At 41.0% G+C, this 15,645-nt stretch carries 16 protein-coding genes and 2 pseudogenes; 2 read left to right on the top strand and 16 right to left on the bottom strand.

Annotation, left to right across the window (positions count from 1 at the left end):
• Positions 1-104: 104 nt before the first annotated feature.
• From AWH02_RS05665 to AWH02_RS05615, 12 genes and pseudogenes are all read right to left on the bottom strand, one after another.
• A complete protein-coding gene (locus AWH02_RS05665; RefSeq protein ID WP_060552967.1) occupies positions 105-1,736 on the bottom strand; it encodes a Na/Pi cotransporter family protein in 1,632 nt (543 codons plus the stop codon).
• 144 nt (positions 1,737-1,880) lie between these two features.
• Complete coding sequence (gene rbfA, locus AWH02_RS05660) at positions 1,881-2,228, bottom strand: 30S ribosome-binding factor RbfA (protein WP_008808551.1); 348 nt, start codon at positions 2,226-2,228, stop codon at positions 1,881-1,883.
• A 185-nt stretch (positions 2,229-2,413) separates the two neighbouring features.
• Positions 2,414-4,642 (bottom strand): annotated as a pseudogene (infB, locus tag AWH02_RS05655) (translation initiation factor IF-2); the annotation flags it as partial.
• A 503-nt stretch (positions 4,643-5,145) separates the two neighbouring features.
• Positions 5,146-5,275: pseudogene (locus AWH02_RS11320) on the bottom strand (translation initiation factor IF-2 N-terminal domain-containing protein); the annotation flags it as partial.
• A gap of 17 nt (positions 5,276-5,292) precedes the next feature.
• On the bottom strand, positions 5,293-5,592 hold the full coding sequence (locus AWH02_RS05650) for a YlxQ-related RNA-binding protein (protein WP_060552969.1): 300 nt from the start codon (positions 5,590-5,592) through the stop codon (positions 5,293-5,295).
• Positions 5,585-5,881 (bottom strand): RNase P modulator RnpM, encoded by a 297-nt coding sequence (gene rnpM, locus AWH02_RS05645; RefSeq protein WP_008808548.1) that lies wholly within the window; start codon positions 5,879-5,881, stop codon positions 5,585-5,587. Before rnpM ends, AWH02_RS05650 begins: the two co-directional genes overlap by 8 nt.
• Positions 5,882-5,891: 10 nt before the next feature.
• Positions 5,892-7,133, bottom strand: coding sequence for a transcription termination factor NusA (gene nusA, locus AWH02_RS05640; RefSeq protein WP_060553305.1), 1,242 nt, complete (start codon positions 7,131-7,133; stop codon positions 5,892-5,894).
• Positions 7,134-7,178: 45 nt separating this feature from the next.
• Positions 7,179-7,667, bottom strand: coding sequence for a ribosome maturation factor RimP (gene rimP / locus AWH02_RS05635; protein ID WP_012000044.1), 489 nt, complete (start codon positions 7,665-7,667; stop codon positions 7,179-7,181).
• 111 nt (positions 7,668-7,778) lie between these two features.
• The gene (gene trmB, locus AWH02_RS05630) at positions 7,779-8,414 is read right to left on the bottom strand and encodes a tRNA (guanosine(46)-N7)-methyltransferase TrmB (protein ID WP_045505881.1); all 636 of its coding nucleotides are present in this window, start codon (positions 8,412-8,414) and stop codon (positions 7,779-7,781) included.
• A complete protein-coding gene (gene ccrZ, locus AWH02_RS05625; protein ID WP_008808544.1) occupies positions 8,411-9,205 on the bottom strand; it encodes a cell cycle regulator CcrZ in 795 nt (264 codons plus the stop codon). Before ccrZ ends, trmB begins: the two co-directional genes overlap by 4 nt.
• Before the next feature lie 40 nt (positions 9,206-9,245).
• Complete coding sequence (locus AWH02_RS05620) at positions 9,246-10,301, bottom strand: ABC transporter permease (protein ID WP_060552970.1); 1,056 nt, start codon at positions 10,299-10,301, stop codon at positions 9,246-9,248.
• A complete protein-coding gene (locus AWH02_RS05615) occupies positions 10,298-11,029 on the bottom strand; it encodes an ABC transporter ATP-binding protein (protein ID WP_060552971.1) in 732 nt (243 codons plus the stop codon). The genes AWH02_RS05620 and AWH02_RS05615 overlap by 4 nt, the downstream gene beginning before the upstream one ends.
• Positions 11,030-11,167: 138 nt before the next feature.
• Here AWH02_RS05615 and AWH02_RS05610 point away from each other — a divergent pair, with 138 nt between their 5' ends.
• Positions 11,168-11,584 (top strand): HIT family protein, encoded by a 417-nt coding sequence (locus tag AWH02_RS05610; RefSeq protein ID WP_060552972.1) that lies wholly within the window; start codon positions 11,168-11,170, stop codon positions 11,582-11,584.
• 10 nt (positions 11,585-11,594) lie between these two features.
• Positions 11,595-11,897, top strand: coding sequence for a hypothetical protein (locus AWH02_RS05605; protein ID WP_008808540.1), 303 nt, complete (start codon positions 11,595-11,597; stop codon positions 11,895-11,897).
• A 47-nt stretch (positions 11,898-11,944) separates the two neighbouring features.
• Here the strand turns inward: AWH02_RS05605 and lytR are convergent, their stop codons facing one another.
• From lytR to AWH02_RS05585, 4 genes are all read right to left on the bottom strand, one after another.
• Positions 11,945-13,156 carry a glycopolymer--peptidoglycan transferase LytR gene (gene lytR, locus AWH02_RS05600; protein WP_060552973.1) on the bottom strand — a complete coding sequence of 404 codons (1,212 nt, stop codon included), beginning with the start codon at positions 13,154-13,156 and terminating at the stop codon, positions 11,945-11,947.
• A 6-nt stretch (positions 13,157-13,162) separates the two neighbouring features.
• A complete protein-coding gene (locus tag AWH02_RS05595) occupies positions 13,163-13,687 on the bottom strand; it encodes a GNAT family N-acetyltransferase (protein ID WP_060552974.1) in 525 nt (174 codons plus the stop codon).
• Positions 13,687-14,133: a tRNA (adenosine(37)-N6)-threonylcarbamoyltransferase complex ATPase subunit type 1 TsaE gene (gene tsaE / locus AWH02_RS05590; protein WP_060552975.1), complete on the bottom strand. Its 447-nt coding sequence runs from the start codon at positions 14,131-14,133 to the stop codon at positions 13,687-13,689. Before tsaE ends, AWH02_RS05595 begins: the two co-directional genes overlap by 1 nt.
• Before the next feature lie 82 nt (positions 14,134-14,215).
• Positions 14,216-15,640, bottom strand: coding sequence for an NCS2 family permease (locus AWH02_RS05585; protein WP_045505861.1), 1,425 nt, complete (start codon positions 15,638-15,640; stop codon positions 14,216-14,218).
• Between the last annotated feature and the right edge of the window lie 5 nt (positions 15,641-15,645).

The raw sequence follows: 15,645 nt of genomic DNA, 5'->3' as shown, positions 1-15,645 counted from the left end.
TGATTATGTCATCTATATTATAAACCTTTCCCATTTATTTGTAAATGGTATAGACCTATTTTACAAAAAATTATTATATTAAAAAGACAGGAAGCTTTTCCTGTCTAAATTTGTTCTGCTTGGACCTTTTCAACCAAATTCATAGCATGGTCCGCAACCCTTGTATAGTGAGAAATGATATCAATAAAGTTGACCCCAGCTTGTGGTGTACATTCTCCGCGGTTGAGACGAGAAATGTGGGTCTTCCTAAGCTTACGCTCCAGCTGGTCAATTTTTGTATGCTTCTCTTCTAGACTGTCAGCCAGTTCAATATTATTATCTTCGACCGATTGCAAGGCATCCTTGACAAAATTCAAGGTCATTTGGTAAATCGTTTCTAATTCTTCCAAGGCAGCTTCTGAAAAGATAACCTTTTTCTTGATCAGGTAGTCTGTCAGTTGGAGCAAGGCTTCACCGTGGTCCCCAATTCTCTCCAAATCTCGAGAAGAGTCTAAGATATTGGTTAAGACTTCACTTTCCTTTTGATTCAGCTGTTCTCCAGAAAGATCAATGAGATAACGCGTTAATTCTTCGTCAATAGCATTGATGGCTCCTTCTGTCTTATGACCCTTGTCTGCAGATTTTTCAGTATGGTTGATCAAATAATCATAGGACAGTTCAAAAGATTTAACAGCGTAGCTTCCCAAATGAAGTAATTCTTTCTTCGCATTTCCTAAGGCTAGTGACGGTGCTTGCTTGATCAAGATCTTATCCAGATACAGAGGTTCGTACTTAACAACCTCATCTTCACCAGGGATTAGTTTGGTCACTATATAAGCAAGAAAACCAATCAGTGGGAATTGAAGAATGGTATTGGTAATGTTGAAGGCACCATGAGAGAAAGCAATCGTCATCTCAGGCGATAGATGCAAGGTCGATTGGAACCACTGAACCATATTGGTAAAGGCCCCAAGAAAGAGTAGACAGACCAAGGTCCCAAAAACGTTAAAAAGCACATGAGATGCTGCAACACGTTTGGCAGCAATATTAGCACCCAAGGAAGCAATAATAGCTGTTATGGTCGTCCCGATATTATCCCCAAAAAGCACCGGTAGGGCTCCTTGAAGACTAATCAAATCACTAGCATATAGATTTTGCAAGATACCAATCGTAGCAGATGAAGCCTGAATCAGCAAAGTCAATCCTGTTCCGACAAAGACTCCCAAGACTGGATTTTTGCTGAGCTGAATCATATAATCTTTGAAGACCTGTAAATCCTTAAGAGGTTCCATCGCTCCGCTCATCAGATTCAGTGCAAAGAATATTCCTCCGACCCCGAAGAGGATCCGACCGATATTGTTTATAGCACGGTTTTTAGTAAAGAATATACAAACAGCCCCGACAAAGAGAATTGGAAGGGCATATTCCCCCAGCTTAAAACCAATGATGAAGGAAGTCACTGTTGTTCCGATATTGGCCCCCATGACAATCCCGATGGCCTGGCGCAAGGTCAGAAGCCCCGCACTTACCATACCGACAGTGATAACTGTCACACCTGAGCTGGATTGGATAAGTGCTGTCATCCCAATTCCAACCAGGATACCTAAGATAGGATTGCTGGTATATTTATCGATAAAATAACGCAGGCGATCACCAGCAGCTTGTTGTAGACCATCCCCCATCATCTTGATACTATAAAGAAATAGTCCCAAACCACCTAAAAAGTTAAAAATAATATCTTGCCAATTAATGGACATTCTTTGCCTCCTAAAACCTCTTTCGAAGTATTCCTTTTATATTTTATAGAATAATCGTCAAAGTCACAAGACCTTTTTTAAAAAAAATGAAAAAACTATACTATTTTGTACAAGAAAAAAAGACCACAGAAGGTCTTTTCCCTATTATTTATCCAAATCCCGCAACATTTGGTCAATCTTGTTACCATATTCAATTGACTGATCTTTTACAAAGGTCAAGTCTGGGATTTTATACATTTTTAAATTGTGGCCCAACTCACGTTTGATGGTTCCAGTTGCTTTTTCAAGTCCCAACTGTGCTTTTTGATTATCTGATGCTAGATCACTCATAATAGTATAGTAGACCTTGGCCATTGATAAATCACCCAGCATTTGCACATCAGTGATGGTCACACCTTGGACACGCGGATCGCGGACTTTCTTTTGCAAAATCTCATTGACTTCGCGCTTGATTTCCATTCCAACCCGGTCCACACGGAAATGATTTGCCATTGGATTTCCTTTCTATTTCTTTCTCTGTAAGATAAGCTAGGCTCAGCCTAGCTTATTTTTATTTGGTTATAGAAGCTAACCGTCTCATTTTGAGAAATGACTTGATCTAGGATTTCAGTAGAATCTATCACCCCTATCAACATTGATCTCATGAATACGGACTTAAAAACTTCAGGATTTAGCTTTTATTTTTTAATTTCTTCCATGATGTAGGCTTCAATTGTATCATCTACTTGAATATCATTATAGCCTTCAATCATGAGACCACCTTCACGGCCGTTTGTAACTTCTTTGACATCGTCTTTGAAGTGCTTCAAACTAGCCAGTTGGCCGTCATAGATCACGACGCCGTCACGAATCACACGGACCTTAGAGTCACGGGTAACTTTACCGCTGATAACCATAAATCCACCGATGGTACCAACTTTAGAAACCTTGAAGGTTTCACGGATAAGGGCTTCACCGATAATTTTTTCTTGGTATTCTGGGTCCAGCATTCCCTTCATGGCGTCTTCCACTTCTTCGATAACCTTGTAGATGATGCTGTGGAGACGAATTTCAACGCTGTCAGACTCAGCTTGCTGACGAGCTTGTGGTGTAGGACGGACATTGAAACCGATAATAACGGCATTTGAAGCTTCAGCCAAGGTTACGTCTGATTCATTGATAGCACCAACCGCTGAGTGGACGATAGTTACCTTCACACCCTCTACTTCAATCTTTTGTAGGGAAGCAGCCAAGGCTTCAACAGAACCTTGCACATCGGCTTTGATGATGACATTAACAGACTTCACTTCACCCGCTTTAAGGGTATCAAAGAGATTTTCAAGACTGACACGGTGAGTGGCTTGACGTTGCTTCAGCAAAGCCCGTTTAGCACGTTCTTCACCGGCTGCACGCGCAGCTTTTTCATCTTCATAAACAGCGAAATGATCACCAGCCATTGGTGTTTCGTTCAGACCTGTGATAGAAACTGGTGTAGATGGACCAGCCACTTTGACACGACGACCCAAATCATTGGTCATCGCACGGACACGACCAAAGGTATTACCAACAACGATAGGATCTTGAACATTCAAGGTACCTTGTTGGACAAGCAAGGTCGCAACAGCACCTTTTCCTTTATCCAAACGTGCTTCGATAACGGTACCGATTGCACGGACTGTTGGGTCAGCCTTAAGTTCTTGGATCTCTGCTACAAGTAGGACTGTTTCCAATAATTCATCGATGTTTTGGTTGAACTTAGCTGAGATTTCTACAAACTCAGAGTCTCCTCCCCAAGCTGTTGACATAACACCATGCTCTGCCAATTCACCGATAACACGTTCAGGATTGGCACCAGGCTTATCAATCTTGTTGATAGCAACAATGATTGGAACGTTAGCTGCTTTTGAGTGGTTGATCGCTTCAATAGTCTGAGGCATAACGCCATCGTCAGCTGCAACGACCAGGATAGTGATATCTGTAACAGACGCACCACGAGCCCGCATAGATGTGAAGGCCGCGTGTCCTGGCGTATCTAGGAAGGTAATCTTCTTGCCACCTTCGACGATTTGGTAGGCACCGATATGCTGAGTAATTCCTCCCGCTTCACCTGTCGCAACGCGTGAATTACGAAGGGTATCCAAGAGCGTTGTTTTACCATGGTCAACGTGACCCATGATAGTCACAACTGGTGGACGTTCTTCTAAAGCATCTTCATTGATGTAGCCTTCTTCGACAAAGAAACGTTCAATATCAGCAGTGTCAACTTCGACCTTCTTCTTAGCTTCGATACCATAGTCTACCATAAGGAGTTCAATTGTATCACCGTCAAGAGATTGGTTTTGCGTTGCCATAACGCCCATCATAAAGAGCTTCTTAACGATTTCTGCTGGTTCACGTTTGATCCGTTTTGCAATTTCTGCCACGGTCATGCCATCTGTATATTCAAATTCTGTTGGCAATTCATGGAATTTACGCTCTGTAACAGGTTTTGGAGTCGCATTATTATTCCGATTGTTTTTGCCTTTTTTCGTTTTCTTATTGTTATTCCAATTACTATTCTTTTGATTTCTCACTTGATTTTGACTGCTTCGATTCTTTTGTTGTTTTCTTGGACCATCTTCTTCGTGATCAAAGTTATCACGTTCCTTATCTGGTCGTGCTTGTTTCTTCCGACGCGTATCTACAGCAGGCTCTTGAGTTGTTGGAGCCGGTGTTGCTGGTGCTTGCGCTGTAGGTTTTGGAGATTCTACTTCTACAAATAAATCTTCCAATTTAGCTTGTTCTTTACGCTTATTCTGCTCCCGCAAAGCTTCCTTGTTAGCCTTAGCCTGTTTGAAGCGCTCTTCACTAGAACGAGCATACTCAGCATTTTGCTCAGCTTTCAAGGCTGCTGCCCGCGCTTTAAAGTCAATCTTAGGCCCCTGGTTAAAGGACTGGCGTTGTTGATTGTATTGTGATTGACCTTGATTGCGATGTTGATTGCCTTGCTCTTGACGATTACGGCGATCATTGCGATTTTGACTATTACGGTCATTGCGATCGTTTTGGTTATTTCGGCGATCGTTGCGATCATTGCGGTTTCCTTGCGGTCTTTGTTGACCCTGTTGTTTACGACGCTCTGCCTGCTCTTTCGCCCGTGCCTCTCTTTCCGCTTTAAAGTTACGACTTTGTGGACGTGTAACTTTTGGAGCAGTAGTTCCTTGTGCTTGTTCTTGCTTACTAGCTGGGGCTTTTGCACTAGCTTCTTCCACAGGCTTAGGAGATGATGCTGGGCTAGGTGACGGCTTGTTTGTTGCCTGTTCAGTCTTATCATTTGCAGACTTGGTCGGTGTCGCCTCTGTTTTTATTGGTTCAGTACTTGGTTTTGCTTTAGACTCAGAGGCAGCAACCACTGCTTTTTTTGCAGAAGCAAAACTGGCTACAATCTTATCCGCAGCAGCAGCTTCAACACTTGATGAATGACTTTTAACATCCAAGCCTAGCTCTTTTGCCCGCTGAACAATTTCCTTACTTTCTTTTCCCAGTTCTTTTGCGATTTCGTATAATCTTTTTTTAGACAAATCCTTGTCCTCCTGTTCTATTGCATAATAGACCTCATTTTCTTTGTAAAACCAGCATCTGTGATGGCAAGCACTTTTCTTGCTTTACCAATCGCAGAGCTCAATTCCAGTGTTGAAAACACGGTTGATACATCTACTTGGTAATAGTGGCTTTTATCATTAATTTTTTTACTCAAATTTGGAGCGGCATCATAGGCTAGAAAAACCAGTTTGGCCTTTCCTTCTTGAATGGCCTTAACGACTAATTCTTCACCAGAGATAATGCGACCTGCTCTTTGAGCCAGACCTAGTAGATTTGCGACTTGTTGTTTATTCAAGACCTAACTCTCTTCTTTTCACTTTGTGATCAACATAAGCAATCAATTCATCATAGAAAGCTTCGTCCACTTCCATATTAAAACTGCGATTAAAGACTTGTTTCTTTTTAGCTTGAAGCGCTTCTTCGTTATCCAGTTTGATATAAGCGCCGCGGCCATTTGCCTTACCGGTTGGGTCAATAAATACTTGACCTTCCTTGTTTTTAACAATTCGCAGTAAATCACGTTTGTCAATCACTTGGTTTGAAACAACTGATTTTCTTAAAGGGATTTTTCGTGTTTTTGCCATGCTTGCCCCCTTAGTCTAGCTCTGTAACTTCGCTTTCTTCAAGGTCTGTTGCTAGTGCTGCTGCCGCCATTTCTTCCACTGCCTGGTCCGTATAGGTCAGATTTGCATCATCTTCGTAGACAACTTCCTCTGCCACTTCTCCAAAGCCACCCAATTCATTAGCTGCTTCCATCGCTTCAAACTCACTTGCTGATTTGATATCAATACGATAGCCTGTCAAGTGAGCAGCCAAGCGAACGTTTTGTCCGCGACGGCCGATGGCCAAAGACAACTTATTATCTGGAACGACCACTAAAGCACGTTTATTATCTTCTACGTTAAAGATAACTTGGTCAACTTCAGCTGGTGCAATAGCATTGTAGATGAATTCAGCTGGATCTGCTACCCATTCGATGACATCGATGTTTTCTTCAACAGGAACCATACGGTCGCTCTTAGCATCGTATTTTGCTGGGTGGAACTTGCTAGTGATTTTCTTGATATTAGCTCCGCCACGACCGACGATAGTACCGATAGCATCAACATTTGGATTATGACTGCGGACAGCGACCTTAGTACGGTCACCTGCTTCACGTGCCACACTCATGATTTCTACAGTTCCATCGTAAACTTCTGGGATTTCTTGTTCCATCAGACGTTTAATCATTTCAGGATGGCTACGGCTTACAAAGACATTCACTCCACGAGGGTTGTCTTCAACCTTGTAAACAAATACTTCGATCCGATCATGTGAAGCAAAGACTTCTCCAGGAATTTGATCTTGTTTAGAAAGTTGGGCTTCAATACTACCTAGGTTTACATAGATAAAACGGTTATCAAAGCGTTCTACCGTACCTGACATGATTTCATTTTCATGTTCCTTATAAGTGTTATAAGTGATAGTACGAGTTTGCTTGCGCATTTTTTCCATAATAGTCTGTTTAGCAGACTGAGCGGCAACACGACCAAACTCAACAGGAGCTTCTTCAAATTTAATCTTATCTCCTAGCTCATAAGCAGAACTAATAGCAAGCGCATCTTTCAAACTGATTTCTAAACGACTGTCAAAAACTTCGTCTACAACTTCACGAACTGTATAAACATGGAAGTCACCCTTTTTCTCATCAAAATCAATCAAAGCACTATCAGCTTGACCATAACGGCGACGATAAGCAGAACGAAGAGATTCTTTTACTGCGTCGATAATGTCTTCTTTTTTGATACCTTTGTCTTCTTCTAAGATGCGGAAAGCATCTAGCATTTCTTTACTCATGTTTTCTTCGCTTTTGCTAGGCAAAAGCAATCCTTTCTTTTATTTCTAAAACTTAACAGCGAGTCTTGCCTTGGAAACAAGACTATAGGGAATATCAATTTCTTTCTTACGGGTTTTGTCCATATATTCTAAGGTCAGAACATCCTCTTTAAACTGGAGCAAGGTCCCTTCAAAGACCTTTTGTTTGTCCAAGGATTTATACAAACCAACATGAATATATTGACCAACTGCTGCTTCCACCTGCTCTTTGGTCTTAAGTGGTCGCTCCAAGCCAGGGCTAGTCACTTCAAGGAAGTACTGCTCAGGAAAGGGGTCCGGCTTAATCGTATCCAGCAAGGGACTGATAATATCTGTCAAATCAGCTGTATCATTGACGGTGATTCCTTCTGGCTTGTCCACAAAAACACTTAGGACATAGTCGCTACCTATCTTGCCATACTCTACATCTACCAATTCAAATGGCGCTGTAATAGCTGGCTCAATCACTGCCGTTACTAACTCTACAATTGTTGCGATAAGACTGCACCTCCTCATAGATAAGAGGCGAAGAATGATCTCCGCCTCACTTTCTAATATTCACTAAACTATATTATAGCACTCCTCTCTTTAAAAAGCAAGAGATAGAGGCTTTTTCAGCATTTTTTATTAAAATACTGCTTCTACTCGGTAAATAACCTGTCCTTTGCTAGAAAATTTTTGTTCATACTCTGTCAGAACATTTCCTTCAAAGTCGCTCGCATGTAAGTCAAGCCAGACCCCTTTCAGCTTCATACCATACTGAGAAAAGCTAACCAGGCTGTACTCAAACAAACCACGATTGTCTGTCTTAAAATGGACTTCTCCTTTTTCAGGTAAAATCTGCTTAAAGGTGTCCAGAAAAGACTTATAGGTTAAGCGTCGTTTCTCATGGCGTTTTTTGGGCCAAGGATCAGAAAAATTCAAATAAAGTCGCTCAATTTCCCCGTCAGCAAAATAATTGGTCAAATCAGAACCATCCACCCAGAGCAATTTGATATTAGGAACATCGGTTGCCAAGACCTTGTCAAGAGCATAGCTGAGAACTGATTTTTGAATATCAATTCCGATATAATTGATATTTGGATTGGCCTTGGCCATACCAGTAATAAAGGCCCCTTTACCACTTCCAACTTCAATATGAATCGGGTGATCATTACCAAAAAGCTCCTGCCATTTTCCTTTAGCATCAGCTGGGTTTAAGACGACATATTGGGGATTGGCTTCTAGAAGCTCTGTAGCCCCCTTGCGATTTCTTACTCTCATGATTCCTTTCTGTATTTGGCCCGGAAATTGCGCAAGGCATAAATTTCACGGTTCACATTTTCTAAATCGTTATTCTCATAATACTTTGCGACTTGGCAAAGGTAGCTATACTGGCTGTACCAGTAGAGCTTCTCTAAAACCTTTTCATTGTATTTATAGCCATAATAAATCAGCCATTCTTCCCAACGTGCTTCTGGAATATAGTGACTGAGCAAATGCGCCACGTCGAACATTCTATCTGTTAAGCGGACAGAATCCCAATCAACGAGGTATATCAATCCACTCCTTGTTTCTACCCAGTTACTATGGCGTACATCTCCATGCACAATAGTTGCATAATCTTCTCGGAAGGCAGGCAAGTTTTTACGTAAGTCTGCAATGATGGACTGTAAATACTGGTTGCTCTTCAAGGCCATAGGCACTTTTTCTACCCAGTTATCTAAGAGATCATTAGGATGTTCTAAAGCGTAACCTAGTTTTGTCAACTGAGTCATCAGTGGCCGTGACCGGTGCAGTCGGATTAAAATATCAAAAATTTGCTTTCTTTCCAAACCATCTGGTCCTAAAATTTCACCAGACAGCCATTCTTGTGCAGTCATCACATTGCCATCAGGAAGACGACGGCTCCATAGAAGTTGCGGAGCAATTTGTTCCTTAGCAAGCCCTGCCAAAATTGGAGTCGTATTCATCTTCACAAATACACGCTCTCCATCAGGATAACTGCCCATATAAGCCTTCCCGCTCTTACCATTTATAGGCGTTAGGGTCAGTTCATTATCGTTCAAGTCCATTCTTACCCTCCATCAAAGTTTCCAATCTATTTTACTAGTTTTAAGCCCTTTCGTCAACCAATCCTTTAAGCTTATAAGGCAGATAAACTGCGTAAAGTATCAGGTATACAAGAAGGATAAAAAGGACCATTATTTTTTCTTTAAAAAATAGCAGAGCTGTCAATAATTCTACGATTAATACGACTGCTCCAATGCTAGTGATAACTCGTTTAGCTCCTTTTACCTTTGCACTTTCCTCTAGAGGGAAGAGTTTGATTAAATATTGATAATCATAAGCATCATACAAGGCTAGAAGCTGAAAGAGCAAGAGGTACTGAAAAATACCGACAAACACTGTTGCAATCATGCTTTGAGGCAGAAAAATAATGATCAGCAAAGATAAAATCAACAAACGTAGACTAAGAGCAAAAAAGTCCCCATTTCTCAAATAAGAGCGCAAGAAGAGATTGTCCCAAACTTTCTCTTGATTCTTGGACAGGCGATTGGTCAAGAAATCTAAATAAGCTCGTCTTTTTACGCTACTTGATATTCCCTTAACATTCGTAAAGAGAGCAAAAAATTGCAAAATTCGCTGTTTGCGTCTCTCTTCGTAGGCAATTAGAGACTTCCAATCAAGCCCTTCCTGCAAATAGAATTTCCGACTTTTCCATTGAAATACCAGAGCTTTCAAAGCAAATAGGAATAAACAATATAGAGCAAATCCCCATATAGGCACACCTAAAGCTAGAAAAAGAGGTGCCAAGAGAAGCAAAACCAAGGTTTGCAAAATTCCCCAAAGAATAAAAGAATTTCTCGTTTGTTTTCCGACATAGACACGGACTTCTTCTTCCTTAGCCAAAAGAAAGAGGCTATCTGGCTTTTCAAGATAAGTAGCAATCCTGCCCATAAAAACCAAGCCCAGTGAAAGGAGGACTAAGTCTAGCCAGATAGGCAAATGATTCTTAGGAAAATTTCGAAGCAACTGGCTGTATTGAACCGCTGTAAAACCCAAGAAAACCATTAAAAATAGAACAAAGTGGTCATTCAAAACATAGCGCAGATATTTTACACACTGGTTCCGAAAATCCAGTCTGCGCTTAGCAAATACTTCTCTCATAGGGCAGCCTCTTCTGTCAAAGCTAGGTAGATTTCATTGAGACTTGCTTCTGGCAATGAAAATTCTTCTCTCAACTGTGCTAAATTTCCTTTAGCCCGTACCTGACCCTTGTGCAAGATAACAAAAGAATCACACATTTTCTCTGCCGAATCAAGCACATGAGTACTCATCAGGATAGACTTCCCTTTAGCCTTTTCTTCTGCCAAGAGCTCAATCAAATCGGAGATGGCCAGAGGATCCAATCCTAAAAAGGGTTCATCCACAATAAACAAACTAGGGTCAATCACAAAGGCACAGATGATCATAACCTTCTGCTTCATTCCCTTTGAAAAATTGACCGGAAACCAATCTAACTTGTCTTTAAGACGAAAGACCTGAAGTAATTTATCTACTCGATCTATAGCTGTTTGCGAGTCAATATCATAGGCCATAGCAACCGTCTCAATATGTTCCTTCAAGGTTAATTCTTCATAGAGACTCGGTGTTTCAGGGATAAAACCAATCTTTTTGCGATAGGCTGTCCTGTCTGACTTCAGGCTCAAACCATCTATCAAAATTTCTCCTTGATAAGGCGTCAAGAGACCGATTATTTCATTGATGGTTGTTGACTTTCCAGCCCCGTTTAGACCAATCAGTCCAACAAGCTGACCGTCTCCAACTTCAAAACTGACATCTTTCAAAACAGGAATATTGACATAGCCACCTGTAAGCCCTTTTATTTCTAACATTTTTTCTCCAATTTCTGGTATAATATCTGTATTGTGGGTACTGCTCTTAACTCAGCAAAACGTCTCCTTTTTAAGACGGTGAGCTCTGTATTGCAGTCTCCTCTATTATATCAAAATCTAGCCAAAGAGGTGCATTTTATGACAGATTGTATTTTTTGTAAAATTATTGCAGGAGACATCCCTGCGGCTAAAGTCTATGAAGACGAAGCCGTTCTAGCCTTTCTTGATATTTCACAAGTAACGCCTGGTCACACACTTGTTGTCCCCAAGCAACACTTTCGTAACCTTCTGGACATGGACGGAAACAGTTCTAGTCAACTCTTCGAACGTGTGCCTCAAATCGCCCGTAAAGTTATGAAAGCAACTGGTGCGGCAGGCATGAATATCATTAATAATAACGAAGAAATTGCCGGCCAAACTGTTTTTCATACCCATGTTCATTTAGCGCCACGCTATGATGAAAATGACGATTTAAAACTAACCTTTGTTGCTCATGAACCTGACTTTTCTGAACTAAGTCGCTTGGCAGCAGAAATTTCTCAAGCTATAGATTAGGAGGCTTATAATGAAATTATCTAACCTCTTTCTCTTTACCGGAGCAGCCGTCACTAGTTACTTACTGGTAAAAAATCGCGAAAGCATTACAGACGAAATCAGTGATACTGGTCAATTATTACACAAAGCACAAGACAGCCTATCTGAAATCCAAGCTAACTTAAGTTACCTAAGAGAGCAAAAAAGCACACTGGAAGATATAAGCAAAGACCTCCAATATAAGATCAATGTTTTTAATCAAGAAGCGCAAGCAAGATTTGCTGAAATTCAAGATATTTGGGAATCTTCTCCTATCAAACAAAAAAATAATTAGAATCAAAAAGAGTCAAGTTTTCATACTGAAAGCTTGACTCTTTGTTCTTATTGCGCTTCTGTCCCAGTTGTAGTAGATTGTTCCTGGCCAGTAGGCGTTGCCGTTGCCGTCTGATCCACTGAACTAGGTGATGTAATTGTATTCCCCTGACTGGTACTAGCCGGAGTTGAATAAGAGTAAGTATTATTTGAATAAGTCGTTTCTGTGTCCGTCGCATCCGATAAGGACGAAGAATAGCCAGCAGAAGAACTTGTTGAAGGCCCACCACTTCCATCTATTTCATCATACAAGACTGCATTCGTCTCTAATTTTGACAAAGTACTTAATCCAAGTGACTTACGCAAGATATTTTGCATTTCTAACAAGTGGTCACGTGTCACGATTTGGTAACTTCCACCATCAGCTAGAGTCGCATCTTCGCCTCGTAATTGCTGGCTATCAATTCGTCTGAAAGCATCCTTGTAGCCCAAAAGCTGAGGTATACTTCCAGATGTTAATTCAATATTGGTTTGCATATTTGAACTAACTGCCTTCAAAATGGCCTGGTAGTGACTCACACTATTTAGACTGAGAACCTTCTCAACAACTTTTTTGATCACTTCACGTTGGCGTTTTTGACGACCATAGTCTCCTTCTGGATCTTGATAGCGCATCCGAGCGTATACCAAGGCTTGGTCCCCATTAATCTTTTGAACACCCGGCTCAATCTTAGCTGTGTATTCCGGTTCATTTTCTTCGATGGAGATTGGAAAATCAAAGGTATTATTAACTGTAATGCCCCCGACAGCATCCACCAATTGAACAAGGCCCTTCATATTAATCAAAACATAGCGATCGATATGAATATTCATCATCTCCTGGATAGTGGAAATAGCCAACTTAGCCCCACCTGAAGCATAGGCTGAGTTTAATTTTGCCTCAACTGTTTCACCATCTTTATCCTTAAATTTGGTAAGAATATCTCTTTCCAAACTCATCATAACTGTCTTCTTAGTTGTTGGATTGACAGACATTAGAATCATACTATCACTATTTCCAGCCCATGTATCTTCACGAGAGCCACTACCTGTATCCACTCCCATCAGAAGAATCGTCATAGGTTTCGTAGCAGAGATAACATCTGTTTCTCCTCCCAGACTCTTATAGGTCTTCGAGAGTTCCCCAGTAGATTGATCATAAATAGTCCAGGCATAGGCCCCCACTCCCATGACTGTCACCAGCAATAAACTTAAAAACATTAATAAGGTCTTTTTAAACATATATTTTTAATCTATCAGTTTTCCCATGAGGTAAACATCTAGAAATTTCCCTTCGTCTAGATAGGCTCCACGTTTTTGTAAGCCTTCAATCTCAAAGCCTAAACTTTGATAGAGATGCACTGCTCGTTCATTTCTTACTTGCACACTTAGAGCTAATTTGCGGATCACACCAGACTGGCTAGCCCAATCAATGGCTTCCTCCATGAGAATCCTACCCAAACCTTGGTTCCAGTATGATTTTCTTACAGCAATGAACAGATCGCCAATATGGCAAACACGCGCATGACGATCAGCAGTAATATTGATTAGTCCGGCCAAGTTTTCATCTAGGAAAGCCAGAATTGAAATTCGATTTTCCAAGGAAGCCTGTAAGTCTAAAAATTCAGCCATTTGCTGCACACTCATCATAACTCCCTCCTCATCCAAAGTCGTATAATCAGACTCTTGACCAATCTGGCTGAGAAAGTCAATCAGAAGTTCCGCATCACTAGCTTCAGCTTCCCTCAGTAGCAAATCATATTCTCTTGGCATTAACGGATTTCGCTTTCTATCTTTTGCAAGAGCCCCTTTGAACCTTGTCCAACAGCCTCGAATAAAATCCGCCTTCCGTCTTCTTCTTTGACAAGCTGAATCTTCAGGTAATCTTGTGGCAAACTATCTTCCAAAAGCTCTCCCCACTCGATAACAGTAACCCCATCACCATAGAGGAAGTCATCTAGGTCTATTGAATCCGGATCTTCTCCAATCCGGTAAACATCCAGATGATAGAGTGGCAACCGCCCTTCGTACTCTCGAACAATGGTATAGGTAGGACTCTTGATCATTTGCCTAATATCCAAGCCTTGAGCAATCCCCTTGGTCAGGGTTGTTTTACCAGCCCCCAAATCACCTGACAAAATCAGCACATCACGCGCTCGCAACAATCGCCCTATTTTTTGACCAATAGCAATCAGCTCATTTTCATTATGACTAAACATAAGTCTTATTATACCAGAAAAATTTTTTTCATGCATAAAATCACAACATAAAAAAGAAGCTGGATAAATCCAACTTCTCTGATTATTTTGCTAAAGCCAGACTGACGAAGTTTAAAATGAAGAGAGCATCTAAAATCCAAATCATAGTATGAACTTCTTTGGCCTGTCCCTTTACTGTTTTGACCAGAGCGTACATGATAAAACCAGCTGCGATACCATGAGTAATGCTGTAGCTGAATCCCATGAATATTGAAGTGAAGAAAGCAGGGATTGCTTCAGTCAAATCATCCCATTCGATATTTTTCAAACTTCCCAGCATCATAATCCCAACAACAATCAAGATTGGAGCTGTCGCAACAGTTGGAACGATTGCCAAGAGAGGACTAAAGAAGCTAGATATAGCAAAACAGATTGCCACAACTAGAGCTGTTAGACCTGTCCGTCCACCTGCTCCAATACCCGCAGCTGACTCTACATAAGTAGTAACGTTTGAAGTTCCGGCAATAGCCCCAATAGAAGTCCCAATCAAGTCTGAATACAAAGCCTTATCCAATCTCTCAGATTCATGGTTTTCTCCAGAACTTGCCACAATCCCAACTTTTTCTCCTGTACCGATTAGGGTTCCGATCGTATCAAAAATATCTGTCAATGAGAAGGCCAAAATAGCCATAAAAGTCTGAGGTAAACGAGCCGTATCAGTGAAGAGAGCACCTAAACCTTTTGGACCAATTGCTACACCAAAAATTTCTCCTAACTCTTTAAAGGCAGTACCAAGATTATTTTGACTCAAGTCAATTAAGGATAGGTTTACCAAACCAACAGAAATGGCAACCACAGTTGTAGCAAAGATGGATAGAATAACTCCGCCTTTAATTCCTTTTACCACAAAAAAGACAGTAATTGCTAAACCTACTAAGGCAACTAAAACAGCAGGATCATTAAAAGCAACTAGGCCTGGCGTAGCAGATGAGTTAGCAGTAATAGCCGATTGAGCTTTCTCGACACTTTCGCCAGCAACTGTATAGGTCCCTGGGTCAATAGAAAACTTCAATAAGCCTGCATTTTTAATACCTACATAAGCTAAGAAAACACCAATACCAGATGAAATTGCAGCTCTTAAGGATCCTGGAATAGACTCAATAATGGTCTTCCGAATCTTGGTCAAGGTAATAATCAAAGAAATGATTCCACAGATGAAGACCATTCCCAGAGCTTCCTGCCAAGTATAGCCTAAACTAAAGACAACTGTAAAGGTGAAAAAGGCATTCAGACCCATCCCAGGTGCTTGTGCGTAGGGCAGATTAGCATAAAAGGCCATCATCAAGGTACCCGCCACAGCACCAATAATTGTTGCTAAAAATACTCCTTGTGCTGGCATACCAGTTTGAGATAGCATTGCTGGATTGACAAAGAGAATATAACTCATCGCAAAGAATGTTGTTAAGCCAGCGAGAATTTCTGTACGAACGGTCGTACCATTCTCCTTTAATTTAAAAAGCTTGTCCAATTCAT

The organism is Streptococcus gordonii, assembly GCF_001553855.1.
Lineage (GTDB): Bacteria > Bacillota > Bacilli > Lactobacillales > Streptococcaceae > Streptococcus > Streptococcus gordonii.
This window is presented reverse-complemented; position numbering and strand designations above follow the sequence as displayed.